The sequence below is a fragment of the Thomasclavelia ramosa DSM 1402 genome, from assembly GCF_014131695.1.
Classification (GTDB): domain Bacteria; phylum Bacillota_I; class Bacilli_A; order Erysipelotrichales; family Coprobacillaceae; genus Thomasclavelia; species Thomasclavelia ramosa.
Genome location: NZ_CP036346.1, coordinates 2,546,589 through 2,570,984, shown reverse-complemented (window position 1 = coordinate 2,570,984; position 24,396 = coordinate 2,546,589). Strand labels below are relative to the sequence as shown.

24 protein-coding genes are annotated in these 24,396 nt (G+C 32.6%); 16 read left to right on the top strand and 8 right to left on the bottom strand.

All coding sequences use genetic code 11. The features are described from left to right. Nucleotides 1-18 precede the first annotated feature (18 nt). From EYR00_RS12405 to EYR00_RS12380, 6 genes are all read left to right on the top strand, one after another. Nucleotides 19-510 carry a hypothetical protein gene (locus EYR00_RS12405; protein ID WP_008791127.1) on the top strand — a complete coding sequence of 164 codons (492 nt, stop codon included), beginning with the start codon at nucleotides 19-21 and terminating at the stop codon, nucleotides 508-510. Nucleotides 511-529: 19 nt separating this feature from the next. Further along, nucleotides 530-1,861: a 6-phospho-alpha-glucosidase gene (locus EYR00_RS12400; protein WP_003537319.1), complete on the top strand. Its 1,332-nt coding sequence runs from the start codon at nucleotides 530-532 to the stop codon at nucleotides 1,859-1,861. Between the two features lies 1 nt (nucleotide 1,862). Further along, nucleotides 1,863-2,351, top strand: a complete 489-nt coding sequence (locus EYR00_RS12395) for a PTS sugar transporter subunit IIA (RefSeq protein ID WP_003537320.1) — start codon at nucleotides 1,863-1,865, stop codon at nucleotides 2,349-2,351. A gap of 113 nt (nucleotides 2,352-2,464) precedes the next feature. After that, the gene (locus EYR00_RS12390; RefSeq protein ID WP_003537324.1) at nucleotides 2,465-3,220 is read left to right on the top strand and encodes a MurR/RpiR family transcriptional regulator; all 756 of its coding nucleotides are present in this window, start codon (nucleotides 2,465-2,467) and stop codon (nucleotides 3,218-3,220) included. Beyond that, a complete protein-coding gene (locus EYR00_RS12385) occupies nucleotides 3,220-3,978 on the top strand; it encodes a MurR/RpiR family transcriptional regulator (RefSeq protein WP_003537326.1) in 759 nt (252 codons plus the stop codon). Before EYR00_RS12390 ends, EYR00_RS12385 begins: the two co-directional genes overlap by 1 nt. A 93-nt stretch (nucleotides 3,979-4,071) precedes the next feature. After that, complete coding sequence (locus EYR00_RS12380) at nucleotides 4,072-4,224, top strand: hypothetical protein (RefSeq protein WP_167309590.1); 153 nt, start codon at nucleotides 4,072-4,074, stop codon at nucleotides 4,222-4,224. Between the two features lie 103 nt (nucleotides 4,225-4,327). On the opposite strand, the gene EYR00_RS12375 is transcribed toward EYR00_RS12380, so the two are convergent. From EYR00_RS12375 to EYR00_RS12360, 4 genes are all read right to left on the bottom strand, one after another. Next, a complete protein-coding gene (locus tag EYR00_RS12375) occupies nucleotides 4,328-5,242 on the bottom strand; it encodes an SPFH domain-containing protein (protein WP_003537330.1) in 915 nt (304 codons plus the stop codon). A gap of 13 nt (nucleotides 5,243-5,255) precedes the next feature. Beyond that, nucleotides 5,256-5,681 (bottom strand): NfeD family protein, encoded by a 426-nt coding sequence (locus EYR00_RS12370; RefSeq protein WP_003537333.1) that lies wholly within the window; start codon nucleotides 5,679-5,681, stop codon nucleotides 5,256-5,258. 15 nt (nucleotides 5,682-5,696) lie between these two features. Next, the gene (locus EYR00_RS12365) at nucleotides 5,697-6,062 is read right to left on the bottom strand and encodes a hypothetical protein (RefSeq protein ID WP_003537335.1); all 366 of its coding nucleotides are present in this window, start codon (nucleotides 6,060-6,062) and stop codon (nucleotides 5,697-5,699) included. 87 nt (nucleotides 6,063-6,149) lie between these two features. Next, nucleotides 6,150-6,848, bottom strand: a complete 699-nt coding sequence (locus EYR00_RS12360; RefSeq protein WP_003537337.1) for a GntR family transcriptional regulator — start codon at nucleotides 6,846-6,848, stop codon at nucleotides 6,150-6,152. A 155-nt stretch (nucleotides 6,849-7,003) separates the two neighbouring features. Between EYR00_RS12360 and EYR00_RS12355 the strand changes: the two genes are divergently transcribed. The 8 genes from EYR00_RS12355 to EYR00_RS12320 all read left to right on the top strand — a co-directional run bounded on the left by EYR00_RS12355 (nucleotide 7,004) and on the right by EYR00_RS12320 (nucleotide 18,034). Beyond that, nucleotides 7,004-13,696: a glycoside hydrolase family 3 N-terminal domain-containing protein gene (locus EYR00_RS12355; protein ID WP_003537338.1), complete on the top strand. Its 6,693-nt coding sequence runs from the start codon at nucleotides 7,004-7,006 to the stop codon at nucleotides 13,694-13,696. 123 nt (nucleotides 13,697-13,819) lie between these two features. Then, entirely contained in the window at nucleotides 13,820-14,191 is a 372-nt protein-coding gene (locus tag EYR00_RS12350; RefSeq protein ID WP_008791138.1) for a GntR family transcriptional regulator, read from the top strand. A 3-nt stretch (nucleotides 14,192-14,194) separates the two neighbouring features. Beyond that, a complete protein-coding gene (locus tag EYR00_RS12345) occupies nucleotides 14,195-15,043 on the top strand; it encodes an ATP-binding cassette domain-containing protein (protein WP_003537340.1) in 849 nt (282 codons plus the stop codon). Beyond that, nucleotides 15,043-15,699 carry an ABC-2 transporter permease gene (locus EYR00_RS12340; RefSeq protein WP_003537341.1) on the top strand — a complete coding sequence of 219 codons (657 nt, stop codon included), beginning with the start codon at nucleotides 15,043-15,045 and terminating at the stop codon, nucleotides 15,697-15,699. The genes EYR00_RS12345 and EYR00_RS12340 overlap by 1 nt, the downstream gene beginning before the upstream one ends. A 12-nt stretch (nucleotides 15,700-15,711) precedes the next feature. Beyond that, on the top strand, nucleotides 15,712-16,152 hold the full coding sequence (locus tag EYR00_RS12335; protein WP_022007392.1) for a hypothetical protein: 441 nt from the start codon (nucleotides 15,712-15,714) through the stop codon (nucleotides 16,150-16,152). An 87-nt stretch (nucleotides 16,153-16,239) separates the two neighbouring features. Then, on the top strand, nucleotides 16,240-16,707 hold the full coding sequence (locus EYR00_RS12330; protein ID WP_003537344.1) for a hypothetical protein: 468 nt from the start codon (nucleotides 16,240-16,242) through the stop codon (nucleotides 16,705-16,707). Between the two features lie 2 nt (nucleotides 16,708-16,709). Further along, nucleotides 16,710-17,411 (top strand): purine-nucleoside phosphorylase, encoded by a 702-nt coding sequence (gene deoD, locus EYR00_RS12325; protein WP_003537346.1) that lies wholly within the window; start codon nucleotides 16,710-16,712, stop codon nucleotides 17,409-17,411. Next, the gene (locus EYR00_RS12320; protein WP_003537348.1) at nucleotides 17,411-18,034 is read left to right on the top strand and encodes an HAD family hydrolase; all 624 of its coding nucleotides are present in this window, start codon (nucleotides 17,411-17,413) and stop codon (nucleotides 18,032-18,034) included. Before deoD ends, EYR00_RS12320 begins: the two co-directional genes overlap by 1 nt. A 12-nt stretch (nucleotides 18,035-18,046) precedes the next feature. Here EYR00_RS12320 and EYR00_RS12315 read toward each other — a convergent pair whose 3' ends face one another. Beyond that, nucleotides 18,047-18,247: a DUF378 domain-containing protein gene (locus EYR00_RS12315; protein WP_008791142.1), complete on the bottom strand. Its 201-nt coding sequence runs from the start codon at nucleotides 18,245-18,247 to the stop codon at nucleotides 18,047-18,049. Between the two features lie 92 nt (nucleotides 18,248-18,339). On the opposite strand from EYR00_RS12315, the gene EYR00_RS12310 reads away from it, so the two are divergent. Together EYR00_RS12310 and alr are read left to right on the top strand one after the other, a co-directional pair. Then, nucleotides 18,340-19,326: a LolA family protein gene (locus EYR00_RS12310; protein WP_003537353.1), complete on the top strand. Its 987-nt coding sequence runs from the start codon at nucleotides 18,340-18,342 to the stop codon at nucleotides 19,324-19,326. An 86-nt stretch (nucleotides 19,327-19,412) separates the two neighbouring features. Further along, nucleotides 19,413-20,486: an alanine racemase gene (gene alr / locus EYR00_RS12305; RefSeq protein ID WP_003537355.1), complete on the top strand. Its 1,074-nt coding sequence runs from the start codon at nucleotides 19,413-19,415 to the stop codon at nucleotides 20,484-20,486. Nucleotides 20,487-20,561: 75 nt separating this feature from the next. Here the strand turns inward: alr and EYR00_RS12300 are convergent, their stop codons facing one another. The 3 genes from EYR00_RS12300 to EYR00_RS12290 form a co-directional block, all read right to left on the bottom strand. Next, a complete protein-coding gene (locus tag EYR00_RS12300; protein ID WP_003537356.1) occupies nucleotides 20,562-20,981 on the bottom strand; it encodes a hypothetical protein in 420 nt (139 codons plus the stop codon). A gap of 98 nt (nucleotides 20,982-21,079) precedes the next feature. Further along, nucleotides 21,080-22,078 carry a UDP-glucose 4-epimerase GalE gene (galE, locus tag EYR00_RS12295; RefSeq protein ID WP_003537357.1) on the bottom strand — a complete coding sequence of 333 codons (999 nt, stop codon included), beginning with the start codon at nucleotides 22,076-22,078 and terminating at the stop codon, nucleotides 21,080-21,082. Between the two features lie 102 nt (nucleotides 22,079-22,180). Continuing rightward, on the bottom strand, nucleotides 22,181-24,232 hold the full coding sequence (locus tag EYR00_RS12290; protein ID WP_003537358.1) for an elongation factor G: 2,052 nt from the start codon (nucleotides 24,230-24,232) through the stop codon (nucleotides 22,181-22,183). Between the last annotated feature and the right edge of the window lie 164 nt (nucleotides 24,233-24,396).

Here is a 24,396-nt window from a genome sequence, read left to right as displayed (position 1 = left end):
AAAAGGATGGTCTTGAAGATGGCAAAAAGAATTAATGAAAAGAAGTTAAAAAGATTAGATCGATATTATATGATCGCTAAAGTGTTCTTAATGGTTACACCGTTTATTGCTTATCTATATTTATCGTTGTTAGCGATGATGCGTTCAATTACTTTGCCAGAAGTGCTGAGCAGTGAGCCAAGTGTAGCAGTAATTTTCTTGATTGCAATGATTAATCCATATATTGCTTATTTACTAAATATTGCACAAAGAAAATTAAAAGAAGGTGACATTAAATTTGCTTGTATTAACTTCGTATTATTGCTTTTAGCTCAGGCCTTAACATTAAATAGTTTATATTTTATGATTATTGCTTACTTGTTCTATGTAACAGTTAAAACATATGATATTAAAGTATTCAAGACCCTTAAGGAATTTACAATGAAGTACACTTTCCAGTATGGTGGAGGAAGCTTCATTGTAGTAGCCTTTTCAACCGTTTGTTTATTTGCGACGCTTAGATTAATGTAAAACAGAGGAGAAAAAGAAAATGGAAAAGAAATATTCAGTTGTTATTGCTGGTGGTGGAAGTACTTTCACACCTGGGATTTGTTTATTATTGTTAGATCATATGGATCGTTTTCCAATTAGAAAAATTAAATTTTATGATAATTTTGCGGAACGTCAAGAAACCATCGCTAAAGCCTGTGAAATTTATTTAAAAGAAAATGCACCAGAAGTTGAGTTCGCTTATACTACTGATCCAGAAGAAGCTTTTACTGATGTTGACTTCGTTATGTGTCATATTCGTGTTGGATTATATGCAATGCGTGAAAAAGATGAAAAGATTCCAATGAAATATAATGTTGTTGGTCAAGAAACTTGTGGTCCTGGTGGAATTGCTTATGGCATGCGTTCTATTGGCGGGGTTATTGAAATTCTGGATTACATGGAAAAATATTCTCCAAATGCCTGGATGTTAAATTATTCTAATCCAGCTGCCATCGTAGCTGAAGCAACAAGAAGATTACGTCCTGATTCTAAGATCTTAAATATCTGTGACATGCCAATCGATCTTGAAGAAAAGATGGCTAACATGGTAGGGTTAAAGTCACGTAAAGAGATGTCTGTTGGATATTATGGATTAAACCACTTTGGATGGTGGCATAAAATTGAAGATAAAGACGGTAATGACTTAATGCCGGAAATCAAGAAGCATATGGCAGCTAATGGTTTTGCAGATGCACTGTCAGGAACGAATCAGCACGTGGAACAAAGCTGGATTGAAACATTCGCAAAAGCAAAAGATGTTTATGCATTAGATCCAGAAACAATCCCAAACACATATTTAAAATATTATTTATATCCTGATTATGTAGTAGAACATACTAATCCGGAACATACACGGGCAAATGAAGTAATGGAGCATCGAGAAAAGAATATCTTTACAGCTTGTAGAAAGATCATCGAAAAAGGAACAGCTGTAGACGGAGGGTTTGAACCAGATGCGCATGCTGAATATATTGTTGACTTAGCTTGTGCAATTGCTAAAAACACTAAAGAAAAAATGTTATTGATCGTACCGAATGAAGGAGCAGTAGAAAACTTTGACCGTACGGCAATGGTAGAGATTCCATGTATCGTAGGAAGCAGCGGATATGAAAGAATCTGTCAGGGATCAATTCCACAATTCCAAAAGGGATTAATGGAACAACAAGTATCAGTAGAGAAATTAGTAGTAGATGCATGGATAACAGGAAGCTATCAAAAATTATGGCAAGCAATCACATTATCAAAAACAGTACCAAGTGCAAGAGTAGCGAAATTAATCTTAGATGATTTAATTGAAGCGAATAAAGATTTCTGGCCTGAATTGAAATAAGATGTTAAAACTATTTAAAAAGAAAGAAAAACAAAATAAAGTACTATCTTCAATGGCTAACGGAAAAAGTGTAGCCATTGAAGATGTACCAGATGAAGTTTTTTCAACAAAAATGATGGGTGATGGAATTGCTGTAATTCCAGATGATGGTAAAATTTATGCGCCATGTAATGGGAAAATCTCAATGGTGATGGATAATACGAAACATGCTTTGGGGATTGAAACCGAAGATGGTATGGAGTTATTAATTCATGTTGGCTTAGACACTGTTAATTTAATGGGTGAGGGTTTTGCTACTCATGTATCTGCCGGTGACAGTGTAGAAACTGGTGAATTATTAATTTCTTATGATAAAACAGATTTTGTGACTAAAGGAATCAATGATATAACAATGTTAGTTATTGTTGAAAATGGTGGTCATGAAATCACAAAATATAATATTAATGAAAATGTTCATATAATAGAATCTCCTTTAATCGAATACAAATAAAATCACATCAAATTGATGTGGTTTTTCTTTACTGTGATAAATTTTTTTCTAATTTAGTTATTGATTTTGTTTTACTTAAAATATTGTTATAATAATACATGTAGAGGTATGATATGAAATTAGAAGAACTAGTTAATAGGAATTATCAACAACTTAATGATAATGATTTATATATATGGAATTATATTATTCATCATCGTAAAGAGTGTGAGCGTTTATCGATTGATGAACTAGCTTTAAGATGTAGTGTTTCACGAAGTACTATTTTACGCTTTTCTAAGCGTCTGGGTTTAAAAGGATACGCTGAATTTAAAGTTTTTTTACGGATCGATAATCAAAAAAATGATAAAAATGCTTTAACAGATAATATCTTTAATCATTATATAGAAACTTTAGAACAATATCGGGATTATCATTATAAAGAAATTGTACAAAGTATTTATGAAGCTAAAAATCTTTATGTTTATGGAACTGGGGTAATTCAAGATAATACAGCGCAACATTTAAAACGTTCATTTTCAATGGTGAATAAGTTATTTTTAGACATTGATGTATTAGCAGATTTTGAGGCTTATATTAATTTGTTTGGTAGTAATGATGTTTTTATTGCTATTTCTTATGCTGGTGAAAATCAACGCTTATTAGATTATGTTTATCGTTTAAAAGCTAAGGGAGTCATTGTTGTGGCTATTATTGCTAATAATGATTGTACTTTATCTCATGTGGCCGATTATAGTCTGCATGTAAAGACATTACCAGTCATGACAAATCAAGGGCGTCGTGAAGATCTGGTGGGGAACTATTTTATTTTAATTGATTTTATTATTGCCAATTATATTGAATATGCTAAAAGTAGAGGAAATGAATAATGACATTAGATAAATTAGTAGAAGATAATTACCATCAATTGAATGAAAATGACTTATATATCTGGCAATATATTTTACATCATAAACGGGAATGTCAAAGAATTTCGATTAAAGATCTAGCACGTAATTGCAATGTATCGCATACTAGTATTTTACGCTTTACAAAAAAGCTGGGGCTTGAGGGGTTTAGTGAATTGAAGGTGCATTTGAAATGGGACTTGGCGCAAAAGCCAAATTTCAAACCACGAATTATAGACGATACTTATCATGAATTTATTGAAACAATGGAACGAATGAAAAATCGAGATTTAACTAATATCATGGAAATGATTGAAAAAGCTGAACGAGTTTTTGTTTATGGAACTGGAGTTGTTCAAGCAAATATGGCCGGTGAACTGCGGCGGGTTTTTCTTTATACAAACAAGGTTTTTCATGCTGTAGGTAACGGAACGGAAATCGATACAATCTTAAATAATGTAACTAAAAATGATTTGTTTATTATTATTTCATTATCGGGCGATAATGAAACAGCAGTAACTTTAGCACGCGCTTTACGAGGGTTACATATTCCAAGAATTGGAATTGCTAAGGTTGGAAATACTTTATTATCAAAGTATTGTGATGATATGATTACTTTTAGATATGAAACGTTTAAAGTAGGGATGTCAGATATTCTTTATGGTAGTACCGCCCACTTCTTTATTATTTCAGATTTTTTATTTTTGAGATACTTAGAATATTCACAAGAGAAAGGATAGATGTAAAGAGGATGATTAAATGAAACTTTAAGAGTTATGAAAATTTAGTTAAAGATAAAGGCCCTTTAATGGCTAATTATGCTTTGATGGGAGATGGTAAAGTTATTGATGGTGAGCTTTACGAAGAATTACGAGGTACCGAAGGATGCTGAAAATGGCGATACTATTCATGTGGTCGTAGAAGTTCAAGATAATGGTAAACATCAGTTGAAACATTGTCAAAGAGTTATTATTACAGTTAAATAGTTTTATAGCAGCTATATTATTTATATAGCTGCTTTTTGTTAAGAAATAAATAGCTTATAAATGTTTTAAAGGACGTCAGTAATATGACGTCCACAATGTTTAATTAATCTTTTTTTGGTTTATCAGTTACTAATTCTTTTAAAGAACTAGCTAAACCGGCAATACCTTGAATCTCACTAGGAATAATAATTTTTGTGGCTTCACCTTTAGATAACTCTTCTAAGGCTTTAAACCCTTGTAATGTTACATATGCACTGTCTGGGTTTGCTTGATTAATATATGTGATACCTTTGGCTTGGGCTTCATAAACTAATCTTAATGCTTCTGCTTCTCCTTCAGCAATTGCAATTTTAGCTTCTTTATCTGCTGTTGCACGTAAAATCATTGATTCTTTATCACCTTCAGCATTTAAGATAGCAGCAGTCTTTTTTCCTTCTGCTTGTAAGATTGCTTCACGTCTTTCGCGTTCAGCTCGCATTTGTTTTTCCATTGCTTCTTGAATATCCCGAGGTGGAATAATGTTTTTAACTTCAACACGATGTACTTTGATTCCCCATGGATCAGTAGCCTCATCAAGAATACTACGCATTCTTGAGTTAATAATATCTCTTGATGTCAAAGTTTCATCTAATTCTAAATCCCCAATAATATTTCTTAATGTAGTTGCTGTTAAATTCTCGATTGCGTTGATTGGTCGATCCACACCATAAGTAAATAGTTTTGGATCAGTGATTTGATAATAAACAACAGTATCGATCTGCATCGTGACGTTATCTTTAGTGATAACTGGTTGTGGTGCGAAGTCAACAACTTGTTCTTTTAATGAAACTTTATTGGCAACTCGATCAAAGAAAGGAATCAAGATGTGCAATCCAACATTACATGTACGATTATATGCTCCGATTCTTTCTACGACATATGCCCGTGATTGTGGAACAATTCTAATTGTTGAAGCAATGATCGTAATTACAATAATTCCTAGAAAAACCCATAATACAATAGCGACAATTCCGTCCATAATATTTCCCTCTCTATTCTTCTATTTTTTTAACAACTAAGTGAGCTCCTTCGATTGCCATGATTTCGCAGTACTCACCCTCGTTAATAGTGTTATTATCAACACTTGCAGCTAGCCATGATGTTGACATAACTTTTACTTCACCTTTAGTATCTGCAGTAATCGTCTTAGTTACAAGCCCATGCTTACCAATTACACGATCGTAATTGGTTTTTTCAATATTTGTTCTTAAATATTTTTTAGCAATAGGTCTTGTAACAAAGATTGCGATCGTTGTGACAATTACAAACAAGGCAATTTGAATTGCTTGGCTAGCCCCTAATAAATCAGCAATTAGGGCAACAACACCACCTGCAGCAAACCAGATGCTTACTAGATCAATAGTAATAATTTCAACAATTATTGCTACGATGATAATGCCTAACCAAATAGGTATCATTTATAATCCCCCTCCTTAAAGATCCACTAACAGAATCTGATGTATTACATCAAACTTAGCAGTATACTTTACACAGTTGTTATTGTCTAAATCTAAATTATATTCTTTTGATAGTTCACTAATAAAGTTTTTATTTGAAATTCGTCCGTAGCTTTTTCCAATGGAAATTCTATGCAATTGATCTTCTGGATATAACGCATCATTTATTTCTTTTTTACCAACTGGCTTAATTCCCAAAACATTTTTATTTCGATCGATTCCTAATAAAACAAAATCTACTTCTTCAAAGTGCCGACAGGCTGCTTTATTTAATGTTAGATTGGTGCTGTAGATAGTAACTGTTTTTTTAGCAATATCATTAGTTGACCATTCAAATTCCATAAGTATCACCCTTTCTATCACTATTATATTATAAAAATTATTTTTATTCAACAAAATTATTGAAATAAAAAATAGCAGTTATTTCTGCTATTTAGCAACACTATAGAAATTAGTAGTTTGATAATTATAAATGATATTTGAAGTGTTAAATAACTGTCCGTTTGATAAATGAATATTATCATTGATCATAATGGCTGGATCATTTTCTTCAAGTTCTAGTAAAGCAGCATCTTCTTTGCTTAATTTTATTGCAGTTAGATATTTATCAGCAAAACCAAAAGAGATTTTTAAATCATCTTTTAAATAATTAAAAATTGATCCTTCAGCAATTTCCTTACCTAAATAGGGTACGATTTCCTTATTATAATATGTTCGCTCTAAAGCATATGGGATACCGTCGACAATACGAAGACGCTTTAAGTAATAAACTGGAGTTCCAACTTTGCAGTTCATCTGTTCACTTAACTTTTCATCAGCTTCAACTATTTGAATATCTAATAATTTATTAATGATTTTATTACCGGGATTATCCATTGTCACCCCACGGGTCGAGTTAAGATACACTGTTCCTTTTTTCTTTGGGGCCCGAACAAACATCCCGCTTCCTTGAACTGGATAAATAATGCCTAAATTCATTAATATTTTAATTGCATTACGAATTGTATTACGACTAACCCCATATTCTTCAATCAGTTTTTCTTCAGTAGGTAATTTTCGAGTCTCTTCAAATTCTTCATTCATTATCCTTTTTTGAAGATCATTTACAATCATTTCATACTTTAACATATAATCACCTCAAAACTCATTATATCATATTAGTCAAGTTTCACAATATTTATTGGTATGAATATAATTTATTCTATTTTTATTGTGAAAGCGCTTTACATTAATTCTTCATTGGAATATAATAAATTTGTACCAATAAATTTGGAGGAGAAAAGATGAAGAGAATATTGAAGGGAGCATTAGTAGCTCTAATGGTTGTTTCATCAACTATTGGGGTTAAAGCAGAGTCGAAGATTTCAGCCGAAGTACAAAGAATTATTGATAGTATGACACCGGTTGAAAAAGTCGCACAAATGATTCAGGCGGATACTCGCTGGATCACTCCAGCTGAAGTGGCGGAGTATAAGATTGGTTCAATTCTTAGTGGTGGGGGAGCAGCACCAACTAGTGGAAATGAATTAAGTAATTGGGTAACTTCAGCAAATAGTTATCAAAAAGCAGTAATTGATAGTGGTGGTATTCCATTGTTATATGGAATAGATGCGGTTCATGGAAATAACAATTTGTATGGAGCGACTATCTATCCTCATAACATTGGATTGGCAGCAGCTAATAATACTCAATTAGTTGAACAAATTGGGGAGGCTACTGCAAGTGAAGTTAGAGCAATGGGAGCCAACTGGACATTTACACCAACATTAGGTGTACCTCATAACGAACGTTGGGGGCGTACATATGAAACTTTTGGTGATGATGTTGAACGGGTAACTAATTTAGGTACTGCATATATTAAAGGAATTGAAAGTGATGGTGATACTCTATCGTCAGCAAAACATTATTTAGGAGAAGGATTAACTACTAATGGAGCTAACCAAGGTAATGTAGAGCTTAGTGATGCTGATTATCAAGATCTAATCAATGCAAATATGAATAATCCAATGGTTAAGGAACTTTTAACACCTTATAAAGAAGCTATTAAACAAGGAACTAAATCAATTATGGTTACCTATAATAGTATCAATGGTAAAAGATGTCATGGAAATAAGGACGTTGTTACAACGTTATTAAAAGAAAATCTTGGTTTTGATGGCATTGTTATTAGCGATTATAACGGTCTTGATCAAATTGAGAATCAAGCAACTTATAAAGATAAGGCAATTGCTTGTATCAATGCTGGTGTTGACGTCTTGATGGTAGCAGAAAAAGATGGTTCAACACCACGCTGGAAAAATTTATATAATGCTTTAGTTGAAGCTGTTAATGAAGGAAAAATTAGTGAAGAACGCTTAAATGATGCAGTTGCAAGAATTCTAACTGCTAAAGAAGAATTAGGATTTTTAGATAATCCTTCAAAAGCATATGCTGATGAGGCAGATCAAGCTAAATTTGGTGGTAGTGAACATCGGGCATTAGCTAAACAAGCAGTTAGTGAATCTTTAGTTTTATTAAAAAATGATGAAGTTAATGCTGGTAAAACAGTGATGCAGGCTTTAGCAGATATGGATAATATCGTGGTTGCTGGTAGTGCTGGTGATGACATTGGTAAACAATGTGGTGGTTGGACAATTACTTGGCAAGGGGCAACTGGAAATACAACACCTGGTACAACTATTTTCAGTGGTTTAAAAGCAGCGATGGATAAAAAGGGTGGAACAATCAGCTATAATGCTAATGGTGTATTTACAAATTCGGACAATAAAGTTGATGCAGCAATAGTTGTAGTTGGTGAAGACCCATATGCTGAAAGTAATGGTGATCGCAGTGCTGGACAATTAAAATTACCAGCTAATGATATTAGTACAATTAAACGGATTGAAAATAGTCATCCTGATTTACCGATTATTTTAGTTTTAACAACAGGGCGACCAATTGCAATGGCTGATTATGTTAATGATGATCATATCAAAGGGATTGTTAATGCATGGTTACCAGGTAGTGAAGGTGATGGGGTTGCTGATGTACTATTAGGTGATAAAGATTTTGTAGGAACAAATCCAATTACTTGGACATGGTATCCTCAAGATATTACTAGTAAGTATGATGATTCAAGCAAAGTATTATATCGGGTTGGATATGGATTGAAAAAAGCTCAAAAAACCGGTGATTTTACAGCACCAGCTGATCCTAATGTGATAGATTTAGCGAAAACTAATGGAAAATTAGAAGCCGAGGCGTTTGTGGATGCACACAGTGAAATTAAGTTAGAAAATAATGGTACAACTGTAGGGTATTTACAAGATGGACGGCATATGACTTATAAAATTAATGTGCCAGAACAAGCAGCATATAAATTAACTGTTCAAGCAGCACGTGAATATGCAGCGACAATTGATGGAGCATTTGAATTATATTTAGATGATGAATTGGTACTAGAAAAGAAAAATACACCAATTGTTTCAACGGGCAGCTGGACTAAGTTCACAGCTCAAGAGATGACAGCTTTGGTTAGTTTAAAAGCGGGGATACACGAACTTAAACTTGTAGCACGCGATAAAGATTTTAATATTGATTATTATATTTTTGAAAAAGCTGGTGATTATGTTGGTCCAATCATTCCTGATGAAGTAACAAATGAGGGAACTGGAGCAATGTTACAAGAAGGAGCAGTTGAAGTAAGCATGTCTTCTTCTGAAAATTCACAAGATATGGCTTGGTATAAAGGTGAATTTGAGATTTCTAATAAAAATGCAACAAAAGATCCTCTTGATTTACGTGTTGCAGATGATTCTAGTCAAACAACAATTGTTGTAAATGACCAAAAAACATATCAAAGTGTTTTAGGAATGGGAACTTCAATTGAAGAATCAACAATTTACAATTTATTAAAGATGACTGATGAAAATCGTCAAGCTTTCTTAAGAAGATTATTAGATCCTGTTAATGGTATGGGAATGTCGTTAATGCGGGTAACAGTGGGAACATCAGATTTTACGGCACAAGACTTCTACACTTATTATGATGGTACAGGAAAAGAATTAGATGGTAAACCAGATTGGAATAATGTTACTGGTAAAGGATTTAGTATTCAAAAAGATAAAGATTTAGGAATTATTAAAGTTATTAATGAGATGCAGGCTATCGCAAAAGAATTAGGAGTAGAAGATAATCTGAAATTCTTTGCTTCATCTTGGACACCACCAGGGTGGATGAAGTTACCTACTTCAAGTAGTAATTCATATGAGGATAATGAATTATTATTGAAGGGTGGTAAATTAAATGATGATTATATTGATGATTTAGCTAAATATATGGTTCGTTATGTTGAAGAATATCAAAAATGTGGTATTCCTATCTATGCAATGACGATTCAGAATGAGCCATTATTAGAAATTAATTATCCTAGTTGTGCAATGACAGGAACCCAAGAAGCAAAAATTGCTAAAGCAATCAAAGCTGAATTAGCGAAAAGCACTGTGTTAAAGGATAATGAAAAAGAAGTTAAACTATGGGCGTTTGATCATAATTTTGATGGTGCTGATAAATTTATGGCTGATTTCTTTAAAGAAGCTGGTGATCAATTAAATATTGATGGTATTGCATTCCATCCTTATGGTGGTAATGCTTCAACAATGGGTTCTTTCTATGATAGATATAAAGATCAATTAAGTATGAACTTAACGGAAAGATCAGTATGGGGTACTAGTGGTGCTAATGATATTATTACTTGGTTAAGAAACGGTTCTGAAAGTTATAATAGCTGGGTTACGATGTTAGATAGTAATGTTGGAACTCATCATTGGGTTGGAACTCCAGATCCAACGTTATTTGTGCAGGATGCTAATAATCCTCAAAGATATTGGGCTACTCCAGAAGTATATATCATGTCGCAATTTACTAAATATGTAAAACCGGGATATGTCCGTGTTGATACAAATAATGGTTCTAGTTCAACTGTAACAAACGTTGCGTTTAAAGATCCTGAAACAGGAAAAATTGTTATGATTGTTGCAAACCGAAGTGGTACTGATCAAAAATTCAAAGTAATGATGAAGGGTGCTCAATTTAATGCGGTATTACCGGCTGGTAATGTTGCAACATATATTTGGGATGGTAGTGATATTGAAATAAATGCATTAGATGTTCCAGGAACATTTACAGCTGATAAATGTAGTTCAGCTACTAATGCTAATATTAATACAACAGACCATATTATTGATTATGTAAATAAAAATGCGAGTATAGATTATTTGGTTGATGTAAAAGAAGCCGGAACATATAATGTTATGATTAAAGTTGCTTCTGGTGAAGATTGGGAAAATAAAACAGTAAACGTTAAATCAGGTGATACAGTTGTTGGTACTACTGTGGCACAAAGATTTAATTTCTGGGGTGGTGAATGGCAAGATTACCGTTATATCCAAGTTCAAGCAAATCTGGAAAAAGGAATTCAAACTCTAACGATCGAATTGCCAGATGGCGGTATGAATCTAAGTGAAATTAAGATCAATAAGACAAAATACAGCCATGATGTGCCTGGGTACATTAGTGCTACAGATTACTGTTACGGTGAAAGAATTATTGTAGAAGATGGAAATATTGGTTTCTTTGGTGAGTACGACCGAGTTAATTATCGGGTTAATGTACAAAAAGCTGGCACTTATCAAATGAAGATGAACTATGCTAGTGATGGAGAAGCAAAATTTTGGATGGATTTAATTCAAAATGGTATCTCTGCTTCAATTGGTGAAGCAACACTCTCTAGTACTGGTAACGATAGCACTTACAGTACTGGGGTAGTAGAGATTAATCTGCCTGAAGGTGAAAGCCAAATTAGTTTTGTCCCACAAAGTGGTGTAAGTTTTAACTTGAAAGCATTATCGTTTGGCTCATATATTCAAATTTCTAGTGATGAATTAGAAGAAGGTAAATTAGCTGGTAAAGAAATTACTGTTAATTTAAAAGATGGAAAATTTGAAACTGATTTAAATCAAGCTAATTGGGTGGTTGAAGGATTGCCTGCAGGTATTACTTATTCTTTAAAGAGAATAAATGATACAAAAGCAGTAATTATATTAAAAGGTAATGAAGTTGTAGATTATGATAGTAATCTTACAGTGACTGTTAAAGTTGATGCTGGTGAGATTGGTGATACTGGTTATAGTTTGAGTGATAGTGTAATGATTGCTGCAGTTGATGATGACGAAACATTATTAGATATTGGTGATCTTGCTTTTGGAACAACTGAATTTGATTTAATGATTGAAGGCGGAAAATTCAATCAAGATTTAAAAGTAAATGATCTTGTTTTAAGTGAAGAAGCAGCTAATTATATGACTGTTAAAGCGATAAAAGTAAGTGCTGATGGAAACAAAGTAACAGTAACATTAGAACGTAAAAATACTAATTATGAAGATGTTGCAGGGACAATTAGTATAAAATCAAACGGTTATAGCGATGGCAACGTCGATTTAACAGCAAATCTTAAATTATTAAAAACAAATAATCTACCAGATAGTATTGATGTTGGTGATGTTGCGGTAGGATTAAAAGAAAGTGATGCATATCGTAAAAAAGGTACTTTGGTTAATGGTGCTAAGGGAGATTATATTGACTTCTATTTGAATATTAAAGAAGAAGGAAATTATGTATTGACATATAAGATTAAAGATAGTGAAGCAATTACTAATGGTTTAAAACTAAGTGGTGGTTTAGGATTGGCTACTGATAATCTTGGCAGTGTTTCTTTTGGTAAATATTGGGGAAATGCACAAGGTTATGCACAGATGTTGAATTTAAAAGCTGGTGAACAGACTTTAAGATTTGAAGTTAATAGTGCTGGTTTTGAATTAACTAATTTAAAAATCGAAAAATTAACTCAAGCAATTGAAGTTAGTGATACGCTTGATCAAACAACGACGATAACGGCTGACAAGGTAGTTGATGGTTCTAAAGAAATTGGTTGGGGAATTGAAGGTTCAACAACTAAAAATATTGGTTTTGGATCTGCAGGAGCTTATCAAGATTATTATCTTGATGTAAAGACGGCAGGATTATACGATGTAAAGGTTAATTATAGTCATGATTGCGGTGGCGATACTAAAGCTGTTATCATGACAGTAGATGGAAAAATAACTGCTACTTTGGGTGAAGTTACTTTAAAGAATTCTGGTGGCTGGTCAAATTGGAAAGATAGTGACACGATTCAAATTAAATTAGAAGCTGGTAAACAATTTATTCGTATTTATGATGATCTAGACGGCTTTAATTATCGTAATTTCCAATTAACATTTAAAGGAGAACAGGATGTCACTGCTCCAGAAATTACGGGTAATGATGCAGTTATCTATGTAAATGATGCAACAGATATTAAAGATTTACTAGGGTTAATAGTTACTGATGATGTTGATGGTGATTTATTAGATAAAGTAACAATTAGTGGCGAATATAATTACAATGTTGCAGGAACTTATACGATTACAGTGACTGTAAGTGATGAAGCTGGTAATGAAACAAGTAAAGAATTTACAGTTAAAGTAGTTGAACCTGCAAAATTAATTGTTGAAGATAAAGTATTAACAGTTGGCGATAAATTTGATCCATTAGCTGGTATACAAGTTTTAGATGTTGATGGTACGGATATTACTAAAAATATTATTGTAATTAGTGATGGTGTTGATACAAGTAAAGCGGGAAGTTATGAAGTTATTTACAGAATAACTGATGCTTTAGGTAATGAAGTAGAATTTAGAAGAATGGTTGAAGTTAAGGACATCGAACCAGATGTTAAACCAGTTGATCCTGATGAGCAAACACCATCAGATAATAGTGGTCAACAGACTATTCCAGGACAAGTAGTTGAAGCAGCTAAGACTAGTGATGATGTAAATATCACGGGTATGTTTGGTATACTTGTATTAGCTGGATTAGGATGGATTGGATCAAGAAAAAGAAAATTTTGTGATTGTTAGATAAAACTCTCTCCTTGCGATAAGGACTCACATTGTGGGTCCTTATCTTTTTTTATAACAGCATATAACAGTTGACAATCAGTTATACACTGTTATATACTGTTTGTGAAGAGGAGGGAGAAGATGAAGATTATCATAAATAATTCATCGATGCAGCCAATCTATGAACAACTTGTTGAACAAATAAAAGCTCAAATCATAAATGGTCAATTGCATGAAAATGATGTATTACCATCAGTTCGTGCGTTATCAAAAGAATTAAAGATAAGCGCATTAACAGTTAAAAAGGCGTATGATCATCTTGAAACAGAAGGATTTACAGCAACGATTCATGGCAAAGGTACTTATGTAAAAGGGGCGAATCAAGAGTTGTTGTTGGAGGAGCGGCGCAAAGAAGTCGAAACTGAACTGGAAAGTACCATTGATAAAGGAAGACGTTACGGGATGAACGACGATGAGATAAAAGCTTTATTTAATTTGATTATGGAGGAATAAGATATGTTAGAACTAATTAATGTGCAAAAAGATTATGGACGTTTTAAGCTTAATTGTTCTTTAGAAGTTAAGGCTGGTTGTGTTACTGGGCTGATCGGACAAAATGGTGCTGGTAAAAGTACTACTTTTAAAGCTGTTTTGGGTCTGATTTCAGTAGATAGTGGGACTGTTAAATTATTTAGCAAAGATATTAAAAGATTAAGTATAGAAGATAAACAAAATATTGGGGTCGTGTTATCGGATTCGGGATTTAGTGAATATCTGAGGATTGAAGATATCATCCCTATTATGGAATCACTGTATCGTCATTTTGATAAACAGATGTTTATTGAAAGAGTTCGTCATTTTGAATTACCATTAAACAAACAAATCAAAGAATTTTCAACGGGAATGAAAGTAAAATTAAAAGTTTTGATTGCTTTATCACACCAAAGTAAGTTATTGATTTTAGATGAGCCAACAGCAGGCTTAGATGTTATTGTGCGAGATGAATTGCTGGATATGCTTCGTGATTATATGGAACAAAATGAAGATTGTGCAATCATTATTAGTTCTCATATTTCCAGTGATTTAGAAGGACTATGTGATGATTTATATATGATTGATCAGGGTAAAATTGTTATGCATGAAGAAACAGATGTATTATTAAGTGACTATGCGATTTTGAAAGTTGATGAGGAACAGTTTTATGAATTAGATAAACAATATTTGCTTTGTCAAAAGAGAGAAAGTTTTGGATACCGCTGTTTAACTAATCAGAAACAATTTTATTTAGAAAATTATCCTGACGTGGTTATTGAAAAAAGTAGTATTGATGAGGTAATGACATTAATGATTAGGGGTGAAAAATAATGAAAGGCCTATATATTAAAGATTTTAAATTAATGATGAATCAAAAGATGTTTTTTATCGTAATTGCAGCAATGGCAATATTTTTTGCGGTTACCCAGACAAATATATTTTTTGTAATTAGTTATGCTACTTTTATTGCCGCAATGTTCGTTATAAGCAGTATTAGTTATGATGAATTTAATAATGGCAATGCGTTTCTCTTTACTTTACCAGTGACAAGAACTGGATATGTCAAAGAAAAATATTTATTTGCAGCTACTTTGGCGACCGGGGCATGGCTGGCAGCTACAATTTTATCGATAGTGGTTGTTTTTATTCAAGGAACTGAGGTTATTATTTTGGAGTGGTTTTTAACTGCGGCAATGATCTTGTTAGTGGCATTAATGATGGTCTTAATAATAATTCCAGTTCAACTTAAATTTGGTCAAAGTAAAGGAAATGTAGCAATGCTGTTAGTTATGGGTGGTGCTTTTGCAATTGGCTATTTAGTTGTGTCAGTTCTTTCAAATTTTGGAATTGATGTATTTGCGATGATTGATGCATTAAGCACGATTGGATTAAGCGGGTTGTTGATGATTTTACTCTTAATGGTTGCTGGTGCGGGGATAATATCGTATTTGATTAGTTGTAAAATTATGACAGAAAAAGAGTTTTGATGATAATGAGCAATGAAAAAAATATTAAAGATATTAGTGATTGTTATCTTTGTTACTAGTTTACTAGGATGTCAAGATAAGTATCATGAAACATATACTTTGCGGTATTATTATATTGAAGGTTGTGCTAATTGTGAATTTTTTACAAAAAAAGGGATTCCTCTAATCGAAAAAGAATTTGGAAAACATATGAAGATCGTTAAATATAATATGGATGATGCAACTTCGTTTGATAAAGTTAAAAAAGCTTATGATCATGATCTTGAACAGCTTCAGGATTTTGATTATGATCAATATGGTGTTGGGCCGTTTTTAGTCCTCGAGAATCATTATGTTCAATTAGGAGTTTATGATATTGAAAAATTTTTAAATAATTTAATTAGAGCAGTTAGTGGTGAGAAATTGATGGCACCAGAAAAAATCGAAAAATACTATTATTTTAAAGATAATTAAAAAAGTATCTATTCTTAATGAGTAGATGCTTTTTGCATTAGTATACATTTAGATAATTTTGGGTTATAATAACGAGTGAGGTGTAATATGAAAAAAATATTTAAAATCATGATAACCTTGGTACTCACTGTAAGTTTATTTGGTTGTCAAAAAAAGGAAAAGAATGTTTATACAGAAACATATACATTACAGTACTTTTATTTAGAAGGGTGTCCTAATTGTGAGAACTTCACAAAAAATGGTTTACCTTTAATAAAAGAAGAGTTTGGTGATCATATGAAAATTATTGAATATGATATGGATGATACAGAGACTCTTACAGAAGTAAAGGCTGCCTATGATGAAGTAATCAATAGCATTATTGATTTTAATCAAGATGATTATGGATTTGGTCCTTTTTTAGTTCTTGAGGGATATTATGCTCAATTAGGAGTTAGTGATGTTGATGATTATTTAGAAAATCTAATAGCAGCAATAAAAGGTGAAGAATTAAATGAACCTGGAGAGATTGATACGTATTATTATTTAAGAGATGGAAAGGTAAAGGAGGAATAAATATGGCCACACCACATAATCAAGCGACCAAAGGAGAAATAGCAAAAACAGTATTGATGCCGGGAGATCCTTTAAGAGCAAAATTTTTAGCAGAAACTTATTTAGAGAATGTAAAACAGTTTAATACAGTTCGTAATATGTTCGGATATACGGGAACTTATAAAGGAAAAGAAGTATCAATCATGGGTTCGGGAATGGGGATGCCATCGATTGGAATTTATAGTTATGAATTATTTAGTCAGTATGATGTAGAAAATATTATAAGGATCGGTTCATGTGGTTCTTTTAAAGAAAATGTGCATTTAAGAGATATTATTATTGTTCAAGGGTGCTGTACGGATTCTAATTTTGCTCATCAATATGAATTACCGGGTACTTATAGTGCTATTTCTAGTTATGCTTTATTAGAGCGGGCAGTTAATAAAGCTAAAGAAAAAGACGTTGTTTACCATGTTGGTAATGTTTTAGCATCAGATATTTTTTATCATGCTGATCAAGGTTCAGTTGAAAAATGGGCATCAATGGGTTGTCTTGGAGTAGAAATGGAATCATATGCTTTATTTGCTACTGCAGCCTATTTAAATAAGCGTGCTTTAACATTGTTAACAGTATCTGATTCATTGGTGTCAAATGAAGAAACGTCCCCTGAGGAAAGAGAAAAGACATTTACAGCGATGATGGAAATTGCTTTGGAGATTGCTTAATGAAGCAAAAGTTTGCGTTTTTTGATTATGATGATACTTTGATTCATGGTGATTCAGGAAGAGCACTATTAAAATATTATTTAAAAAAACATCCTTTAGCAGTATTTAGACTGCTAAAGGTAGCAGTTGCTTTTCCTTTATCGATAATTGGGTTAGTAAAATTTCAAACGGCTAAAAGTGCCTGGTTGTTTCCAATGGATAATTTAAGTGATGAAGAGCTTAATGATTTTTATCAAACATGTCTTATTCCTAAATATTATCCTAATGTAGTTGCAGAATTAAAAGATAAAAAAAATGACGGTTATCTTGTTTATATCTGTTCAGCATCGATTGAAGGTTACTTAAGATTTTGTGATCTGCCGGTAGATGGGATATTAGGAACGAAAACAGAGGTAATCGGAGGCAAATATACAAGTCGAATGATTGGTAATAATTGTAAAAACGAAGAAAAGGTAACACGGTTAACTGCGGTTATAGCGAAATTAGGGGTTGAGATAGACTATGAAAATTCATATGCTTATTCTGATTCAATGCACGATATTCCAATGTTAAAAATGGTTAAAAATAGAATTAGAATAAATAAAAAAAATGGAGAAATGACTCCATTCATAATTGAAGAGTAGATTACTACTCTTTTATTTTGTATCTAAATCAGTAAATAGTAGCATAATATTAATAATACCGGCAATACCAACTAAAATATATATTAACATTGATAAAAAGCTATCAACACCAAATAGAGAATCAACTAGGTTGAAATTGAATAAACCGATTAAGCCCCAGTTTATCGCTCCGATAATTGTTAATACTAATGAAATTTTTTGTAATATATTCATTATCTTCATCCTCCTTATTAAAGTGTATCCATTAGAAATATCTTTATACATAATATTTATTTTTAAACATATTTATTATTGGGGGTGTAAATTTGAAAAAAATATATATTGGTATTGCCGCGGCAGTTGTGATAGTAATCGCAGCGTTAACTTTCTTTAAAATGAAAGATAGTTCTTTAGATAAGGTGATTGAAAAGGTTAAGGCTTATGATAAATATGCACTTACTTGTAATATGGAAATGGTTGAAAATGATGAACTTAAAAGTTATCTAGTCAATGTTAGTTATTTAAAAGAAAAAAAGAATGAATATTATAAAGTAGAATTATATGATAAATCATTGAATCAATCACAAATCATTGTTAAGAACCCTGATGGTGTTTTTGTTTTAACACCAACTTTAAATCAAATCTTTAAATTTCAAAGTGAGTGGCCGAATAATTCCCCAAAACCATACATCTATCAATCTCTAATTGAATTATTAGAAAAAGGCGAAGTGGAAAAAATAAAAACAGGTTATCAAGTTAAATGTGAAGTGACTTATCCAAATGATTCACGGGTGGTAGCTCAAGAAATTATTTTTGATAAATCATTAGCGCCAAAGCAAGTAACCGTTTTAGATAAAGACGAAGCTGAAATAATTACCGCTGATTTTACTGATTTTAAGACAGATGTTAAATTGGGAAAAGATAATTTTAATGAGAAGAAGGTTTTAGAAAAGAGTACTAATGAGTATTCTAATGTTTCTAGTGAGTTACCATTATATCCAGTTGCCTTAATGGGAAGCACTTTAGATAGTGAAAAAGTTTCAACGATTGATGGGACAACTAACCATATTTTAAAATTCACTGGAGATAAGAATTTTACAGTAATTGAAACACCGGTAACTGCTAGTGAAGAAGTTGCAGTTGAAACGGTAAGTGGTGAAGTAATTGATCTTGTTGATGGTGTGGCATTTTATAATGATGGTCAATTAATGATGATGAAATCAGGTGTTTTATGCAAATTGTATTCTCAAGATTTAAATAAAGATGAAATGGTCAATGTAATCAGTAGTATGCAGACATCGAGTTTAAAATAGAGGCAAAATGCCTCTAATACATAATTATGAAAATATTTGAATTATCAATTAGATTGGATTATACTTAGACAAGATGGAGGTGTCATATGAGTTTACATCGTGATACATATGCAGAAATTAATTTAAAATATTTAAAAGAAAATATTGAAACAACATATAAAAAATTTAAACGTCCGTTAATGGCGGTAATTAAAGCGGATGCTTATGGTCATGGATATCGAGAAGTGGCCACATATATTAAAGATATTGAATATCTTGAGATGTTTGCAGTAGCAACCTTACCGGAAGCAATTGAGTTACGTGAATTAGGTATTACTAAAGGAATTTTAATTTTAGGAGCTGTTCCAACTTCTAAGGAAGAAATTGATTTAGCAATTAAATATGATATTTCTTTAACAATGATCTCCTTGGATTACATGCATCATCTAGAAACATTGATAGATCAACAGCCGTTGAAAATCCATATTAAATTAGATACGGGAATGCATCGTATTGGCTTAACTAGCAAAGCACAGTTGGATGAGATGTTAAATACTATTGATTACAATAAGTTTATCTTAGAAGGAATTTTTACGCATTATGCAACAGCTGATGGTGAACAGGCAGCTTTTGACCAGCAAAGAGAACTTTTTTATGATTTAGTAGCTGATCATAAATTTAAATATATTCATTGTTGTAATAGTGCGGCAATGGCTTATCATCATGATGATCGTTCTAATTTAGGGAGAATTGGAATTATTATGTATGGGATCGATCCAGCTGGTAATGAAACAAAGGAATTTAAACAGGTAATGTCTTTATATTCTAAAGTTGCTCTGATTAAAAAAATTAAAGCTGGTGACCGAGTTGGTTACGGCTTGACTTATACTGCTGATGAAGATGAATATTTAGCAACGATCCCAATTGGCTATGCTGATGGATTGATTCGTAAAAATCAGGGGCGGAACGTTTATATTAATGGTAAATATTTTGAAATTGTTGGTCGTGTTTGCATGGATCAAATAATGGTTCGGGTAGATGAAACGATTAAAGAAGGGGATAAGGTAGAGATTTTTGGAGCGCATATAAGTTTAGCGAGCATGGCAAGAGAACTTGAAACGATTCCTTATGAAATAATTTGTTTGATTACTAAACGAGTTGACCGTTTATATATAAAATAAAAAAACAGTACAATGATGTAAAATCTAAATGTTAGCGAGAGACTGACTATAATAGATACATCATTATGCTGTTTTTTATTTGTACAATTGACTTAATCGGTAATATGATAAAGCACCAGTCTTAGCTGTTTTGACTTTTCCTTTTTCATATACTAATGTTTGTGGTACCGTACCATCAGTGATATCGAGTTTTTCTTCTAGCCAAGTAGTATAATCACTGTCACCAGAAACGTCTACATAGTATAGAGATTTACTACGATTTTTTTCTACAAATGTGGTCATGGTTTGTTGATATGATAATGTTGTATTATCACTATTATTTCCGATAACTACGACAAAACTATCCTTATCTTTAACTTTTTCTACTAATGCACTTTGAGTAATCGTTGTGTATTCAACATGGGTTATTTTCCGATATACAAATAATCCAATGAACACTACTAATACGATTCCAAAGATGCTAATTTCTTTCCACAATTTCTTTACTTTTTCCATGATTAGCCTCCATAATATACCTTTATATAATAACAAATATTTCAGCTAAAAACAATATATAATAAAGGGATATGATGTGACATATCCCATAGTTAAACTTATTTATGTTTTAAAGCATAATTCCAAGTGTCGCGACACATCTCGTCAATTCCTTTGGTAGCTACCCAATCAAGCTCTTCCTTGGCGCGAGCAGGATTAGCATAACAAGTAGCGATATCCCCAGGACGACGATCTTTAATAACGTATTTAACTTTTACATTATTGACTCTTTCGAAAGCTTTAACTAAATCAAGAACACTATATCCTGTACCCGTACCAAGATTACAAATATGGACTCCAGGATTAGCATAATGTTCAATTGCTTTTACATGCCCTTTAGCTAAGTCAACAACATGAATATAATCACGAACGCCAGTTCCGTCATGTGTATCATAATCATCACCAAATACACCTAAGCATTCTAATTCACCAGTTGCAACTTTCATGATATATGGCATTAAATTGTTAGGAATCCCTTTAGGATCTTCACCAATCAATCCAGATTCATGGGCTCCGATTGGATTAAAGTAACGTAACAATGTTACTGACATTTCTGGGCATGCATGTTGAACGTCAGTTAAAATTCTTTCCATCATTGCTTTGCTAGTACCGTATGGGTTAGTTGTTTCACCTAACTTACAATCTTCAGTAATTGGAACGGTTTCTGGGTCACCATAAACTGTAGCACTAGATGAAAAAACAATTTGATTAACATGATATTTTTTCATCATTTTACTAACGATCAAAGTTGTTGTTAAGTTATTAGTATAATATTCAATTGGTTTTTCAACAGATTCTCCGACAGCTTTAAATGCTGCACAATGAATTACGGCATCAAGTTTATTTTCCTTAAAGACAGCTTCAGTTTTTTCCTCATCTAAAATATTAAATTCATAAAATTTTACTTCTTTACCAGTGATTTGTTTAATATACCCCAATACTTCAGGTCTTGAATTAGAGAAGTCATCAATCACAGTAACTTCATAACCAGCATTTAATAATTCTACACAAATGTGGCTCCCGATATATCCGGTTCCACCGCAAACAAGTACGTTCATCACTATACCTCCTAATATGTTTTAATAATACCATTTTTAACTTTTTAATAAAAGGGATTAGATAAAATAATCGAGCATATCATTGAAGATATGCTCGACATTTTATTTATTGAGAACTGCTTTAACTATGTTATCGCTAGCAAATTCATAATCTAAAAATTCCATTTCAAAGACACCTTGACCTTGTGTGATTGAACGTAGATCAACGGCATAATTCATCACTTCACTCATTGGTGCTTCTGCAACGATTTTGATTAGACCGTCATTTAAAACATCACTGCCAATTACCCGAGCACGTTTAGTATTAAAGTTACTCATGATGTCACCAGTGTATTGTTCATCAACGACCACCTTCATTTTCATATATGGCTCTAATAAGGCGGGACTTGCTTTTGGGATAGCTTCTTTAAAGCACATTGCAGTTGCAGTTTTAAAGGCCATTTCCGATGAATCAACGTTATGATAGGCACCATCAATCAGAGTAGCTTTAATGCCTAAAACAGGGTAACCGGCTAAAACACCACTTTTAACGCTTTCTATTAATCCCTTCTCAACTGCAGGAAAATAAGATTTAGGAACTGCACCGCCAAATACTTTTTCTTCAAAAAGATATGATTGACTGTAATCGTAGGTAGGCTCGAAAGTAATTTCGACTTCGCCGAATTGGCCATGACCACCTGATTGTTTTTTGAATCTGGTTCTTTGGGTAATGCTCTTTTTAATTGTTTCTCGATATGGAATCTTGATATTTTCTAAAGTCGCTTCGACTTTAAATTTGCTTTTTAATTTATTTAACATCATATCTAAATGAATGTCTCCAATTCCATAGATGCATTGTTGTTTTGTTTCAGGATTACTTTCGAATTTTAAAGTAGGGTCTTCTTCTAAGAGTTTATTAATTGCATTTGCAATTTTTTCCTCATTACTTTTACCTAAGGGAACGATTGCTTTACCGTAATATGGAGTTGAAAATTCAATCTCTGGAACAATAATTTGATAACCAGCAATGCACAATGTATCATTAGTTTTTGAATAACTAAGTTTTGTAACTGCGCCAATATCACCAGCATGAAGACAATCGACCTCGATTAAATCTTTCCCCCTAGGTTGATATAGTTTAGCGATTCGTTCGACTTCTTTTTCTTTTACATTATATAATGAACTACCGCTATAAAGGGTTCCGGTAACGACCTTAAACAATGTAGTTCGGCCGATGAAAGGATCTGCAATTGTTTTAAAGATAAAAATACTTGCAGGAAGACTTTCGTCATAACCGATGATTTCTTCTTCATCAGTGTCGATATTTTTTACGATTAATGAATTTGTCATGTCACCAGCAGCGCTAAAGAATGCAACGATTGAATTTAAAATAATTTGAATACCAATTTGATCAGTTCCGCATAAAACGGGAATAAGAGTGCGCTCCATTACCCCTTTACGAAGTGCCCAGGAAATTTCTTCTTTCGTAAATGGTTCTTCATTAATATACTTTTCTAATAGTTCATCACTGGTATTAGCAACGGCTTCGTCAATCATTTCTTTAATTGGCCGAACTTGTTCCATCAATTCAATAGGAATATCAGTTGCCTTGGTTTGCTCTCCATCAAAAATTCGTCCCTCCATTTTAGCTACATTAACATAACCGACCATTTTATTATTATCCATGATTGGTACTTGGATGGGAGCAATGGCTTTGCCATACGTATCCTTTAATTGTTGCAGTTTAGTTGCATAGTCACTGCTAGGGTTATCTAATCCGTTAATATAGATGATTTTGGCTTTATCTTTAGCTCTAAACATCGCTTGTTTTGTACCGGCACTGATTCCCGCTGAAGAAGGAACGACGATCAAAGCTGATTCACAAACACTTAGAGCTGCTTCGCATTCACCAACAAAGTCAAAAATTCCTGGAACATCAACTAAATTGATTTTACAGTTATTCCATTCAACAGGAATAACAGCTAAATTGACAGATGACTGACGTTTTATTTCTTCTTCACTATAGTCGCTTAAAGTATTGCCTTCGCTAATACTTCCGGTTCGATTAATGATGCCGCTGCGATATGCCATTGCTTCAACGATGCTTGTTTTACCGCATCCAGAGTGCCCCAAGACAGCAACATTTCCGATTTCGTTCGCATGATAAGTTCTCATAAAATACCACCTTTCTATAAATGAACTTCTTTCTTTTATTTTATCATAATGACAGAAAAAATTATTGTAATATAATAATAAAAAAGAGCGCTTACATATGTTGGTTTGTAAATTTCTTTTAGTGTTATAATGAATTGTTTATTTTGTTTAGAGCTTTCAATGCA

Bases quoted from the DNA above. Each gene is read 5' to 3' on its own strand.
- EYR00_RS12375 (WP_003537330.1), bottom strand. From the start codon at position 5,242: ATGGACGGAATTGTCGCTATTGTATTATGGGTTTTTCTAGGAATTATT.
- alr (WP_003537355.1), top strand. From the start codon at position 19,413: ATGAGTTTACATCGTGATACATATGCAGAAATTAATTTAAAATATTTA.
- galE (WP_003537357.1), bottom strand. From the start codon at position 22,078: ATGAACGTACTTGTTTGCGGTGGAACCGGATATATCGGGAGCCACATT.
- EYR00_RS12395 (WP_003537320.1), top strand. From the start codon at position 1,863: ATGTTAAAACTATTTAAAAAGAAAGAAAAACAAAATAAAGTACTATCT.
- deoD (WP_003537346.1), top strand. From the start codon at position 16,710: ATGGCCACACCACATAATCAAGCGACCAAAGGAGAAATAGCAAAAACA.
- EYR00_RS12360 (WP_003537337.1), bottom strand. From the start codon at position 6,848: ATGTTAAAGTATGAAATGATTGTAAATGATCTTCAAAAAAGGATAATG.
- EYR00_RS12355 (WP_003537338.1), top strand. From the start codon at position 7,004: ATGAAGAGAATATTGAAGGGAGCATTAGTAGCTCTAATGGTTGTTTCA.
- EYR00_RS12405 (WP_008791127.1), top strand. From the start codon at position 19: ATGGCAAAAAGAATTAATGAAAAGAAGTTAAAAAGATTAGATCGATAT.
- EYR00_RS12320 (WP_003537348.1), top strand. From the start codon at position 17,411: ATGAAGCAAAAGTTTGCGTTTTTTGATTATGATGATACTTTGATTCAT.
- EYR00_RS12370 (WP_003537333.1), bottom strand. From the start codon at position 5,681: ATGATACCTATTTGGTTAGGCATTATCATCGTAGCAATAATTGTTGAA.
- EYR00_RS12380 (WP_167309590.1), top strand. From the start codon at position 4,072: ATGGTAAAGTTATTGATGGTGAGCTTTACGAAGAATTACGAGGTACCG.
- EYR00_RS12400 (WP_003537319.1), top strand. From the start codon at position 530: ATGGAAAAGAAATATTCAGTTGTTATTGCTGGTGGTGGAAGTACTTTC.
- EYR00_RS12340 (WP_003537341.1), top strand. From the start codon at position 15,043: ATGAAAGGCCTATATATTAAAGATTTTAAATTAATGATGAATCAAAAG.
- EYR00_RS12315 (WP_008791142.1), bottom strand. From the start codon at position 18,247: ATGAATATATTACAAAAAATTTCATTAGTATTAACAATTATCGGAGCG.
- EYR00_RS12330 (WP_003537344.1), top strand. From the start codon at position 16,240: ATGAAAAAAATATTTAAAATCATGATAACCTTGGTACTCACTGTAAGT.
- EYR00_RS12300 (WP_003537356.1), bottom strand. From the start codon at position 20,981: ATGGAAAAAGTAAAGAAATTGTGGAAAGAAATTAGCATCTTTGGAATC.
- EYR00_RS12350 (WP_008791138.1), top strand. From the start codon at position 13,820: ATGAAGATTATCATAAATAATTCATCGATGCAGCCAATCTATGAACAA.
- EYR00_RS12290 (WP_003537358.1), bottom strand. From the start codon at position 24,232: ATGAGAACTTATCATGCGAACGAAATCGGAAATGTTGCTGTCTTGGGG.
- EYR00_RS12335 (WP_022007392.1), top strand. From the start codon at position 15,712: ATGAAAAAAATATTAAAGATATTAGTGATTGTTATCTTTGTTACTAGT.
- EYR00_RS12365 (WP_003537335.1), bottom strand. From the start codon at position 6,062: ATGGAATTTGAATGGTCAACTAATGATATTGCTAAAAAAACAGTTACT.
- EYR00_RS12390 (WP_003537324.1), top strand. From the start codon at position 2,465: ATGAAATTAGAAGAACTAGTTAATAGGAATTATCAACAACTTAATGAT.
- EYR00_RS12345 (WP_003537340.1), top strand. From the start codon at position 14,195: ATGTTAGAACTAATTAATGTGCAAAAAGATTATGGACGTTTTAAGCTT.
- EYR00_RS12385 (WP_003537326.1), top strand. From the start codon at position 3,220: ATGACATTAGATAAATTAGTAGAAGATAATTACCATCAATTGAATGAA.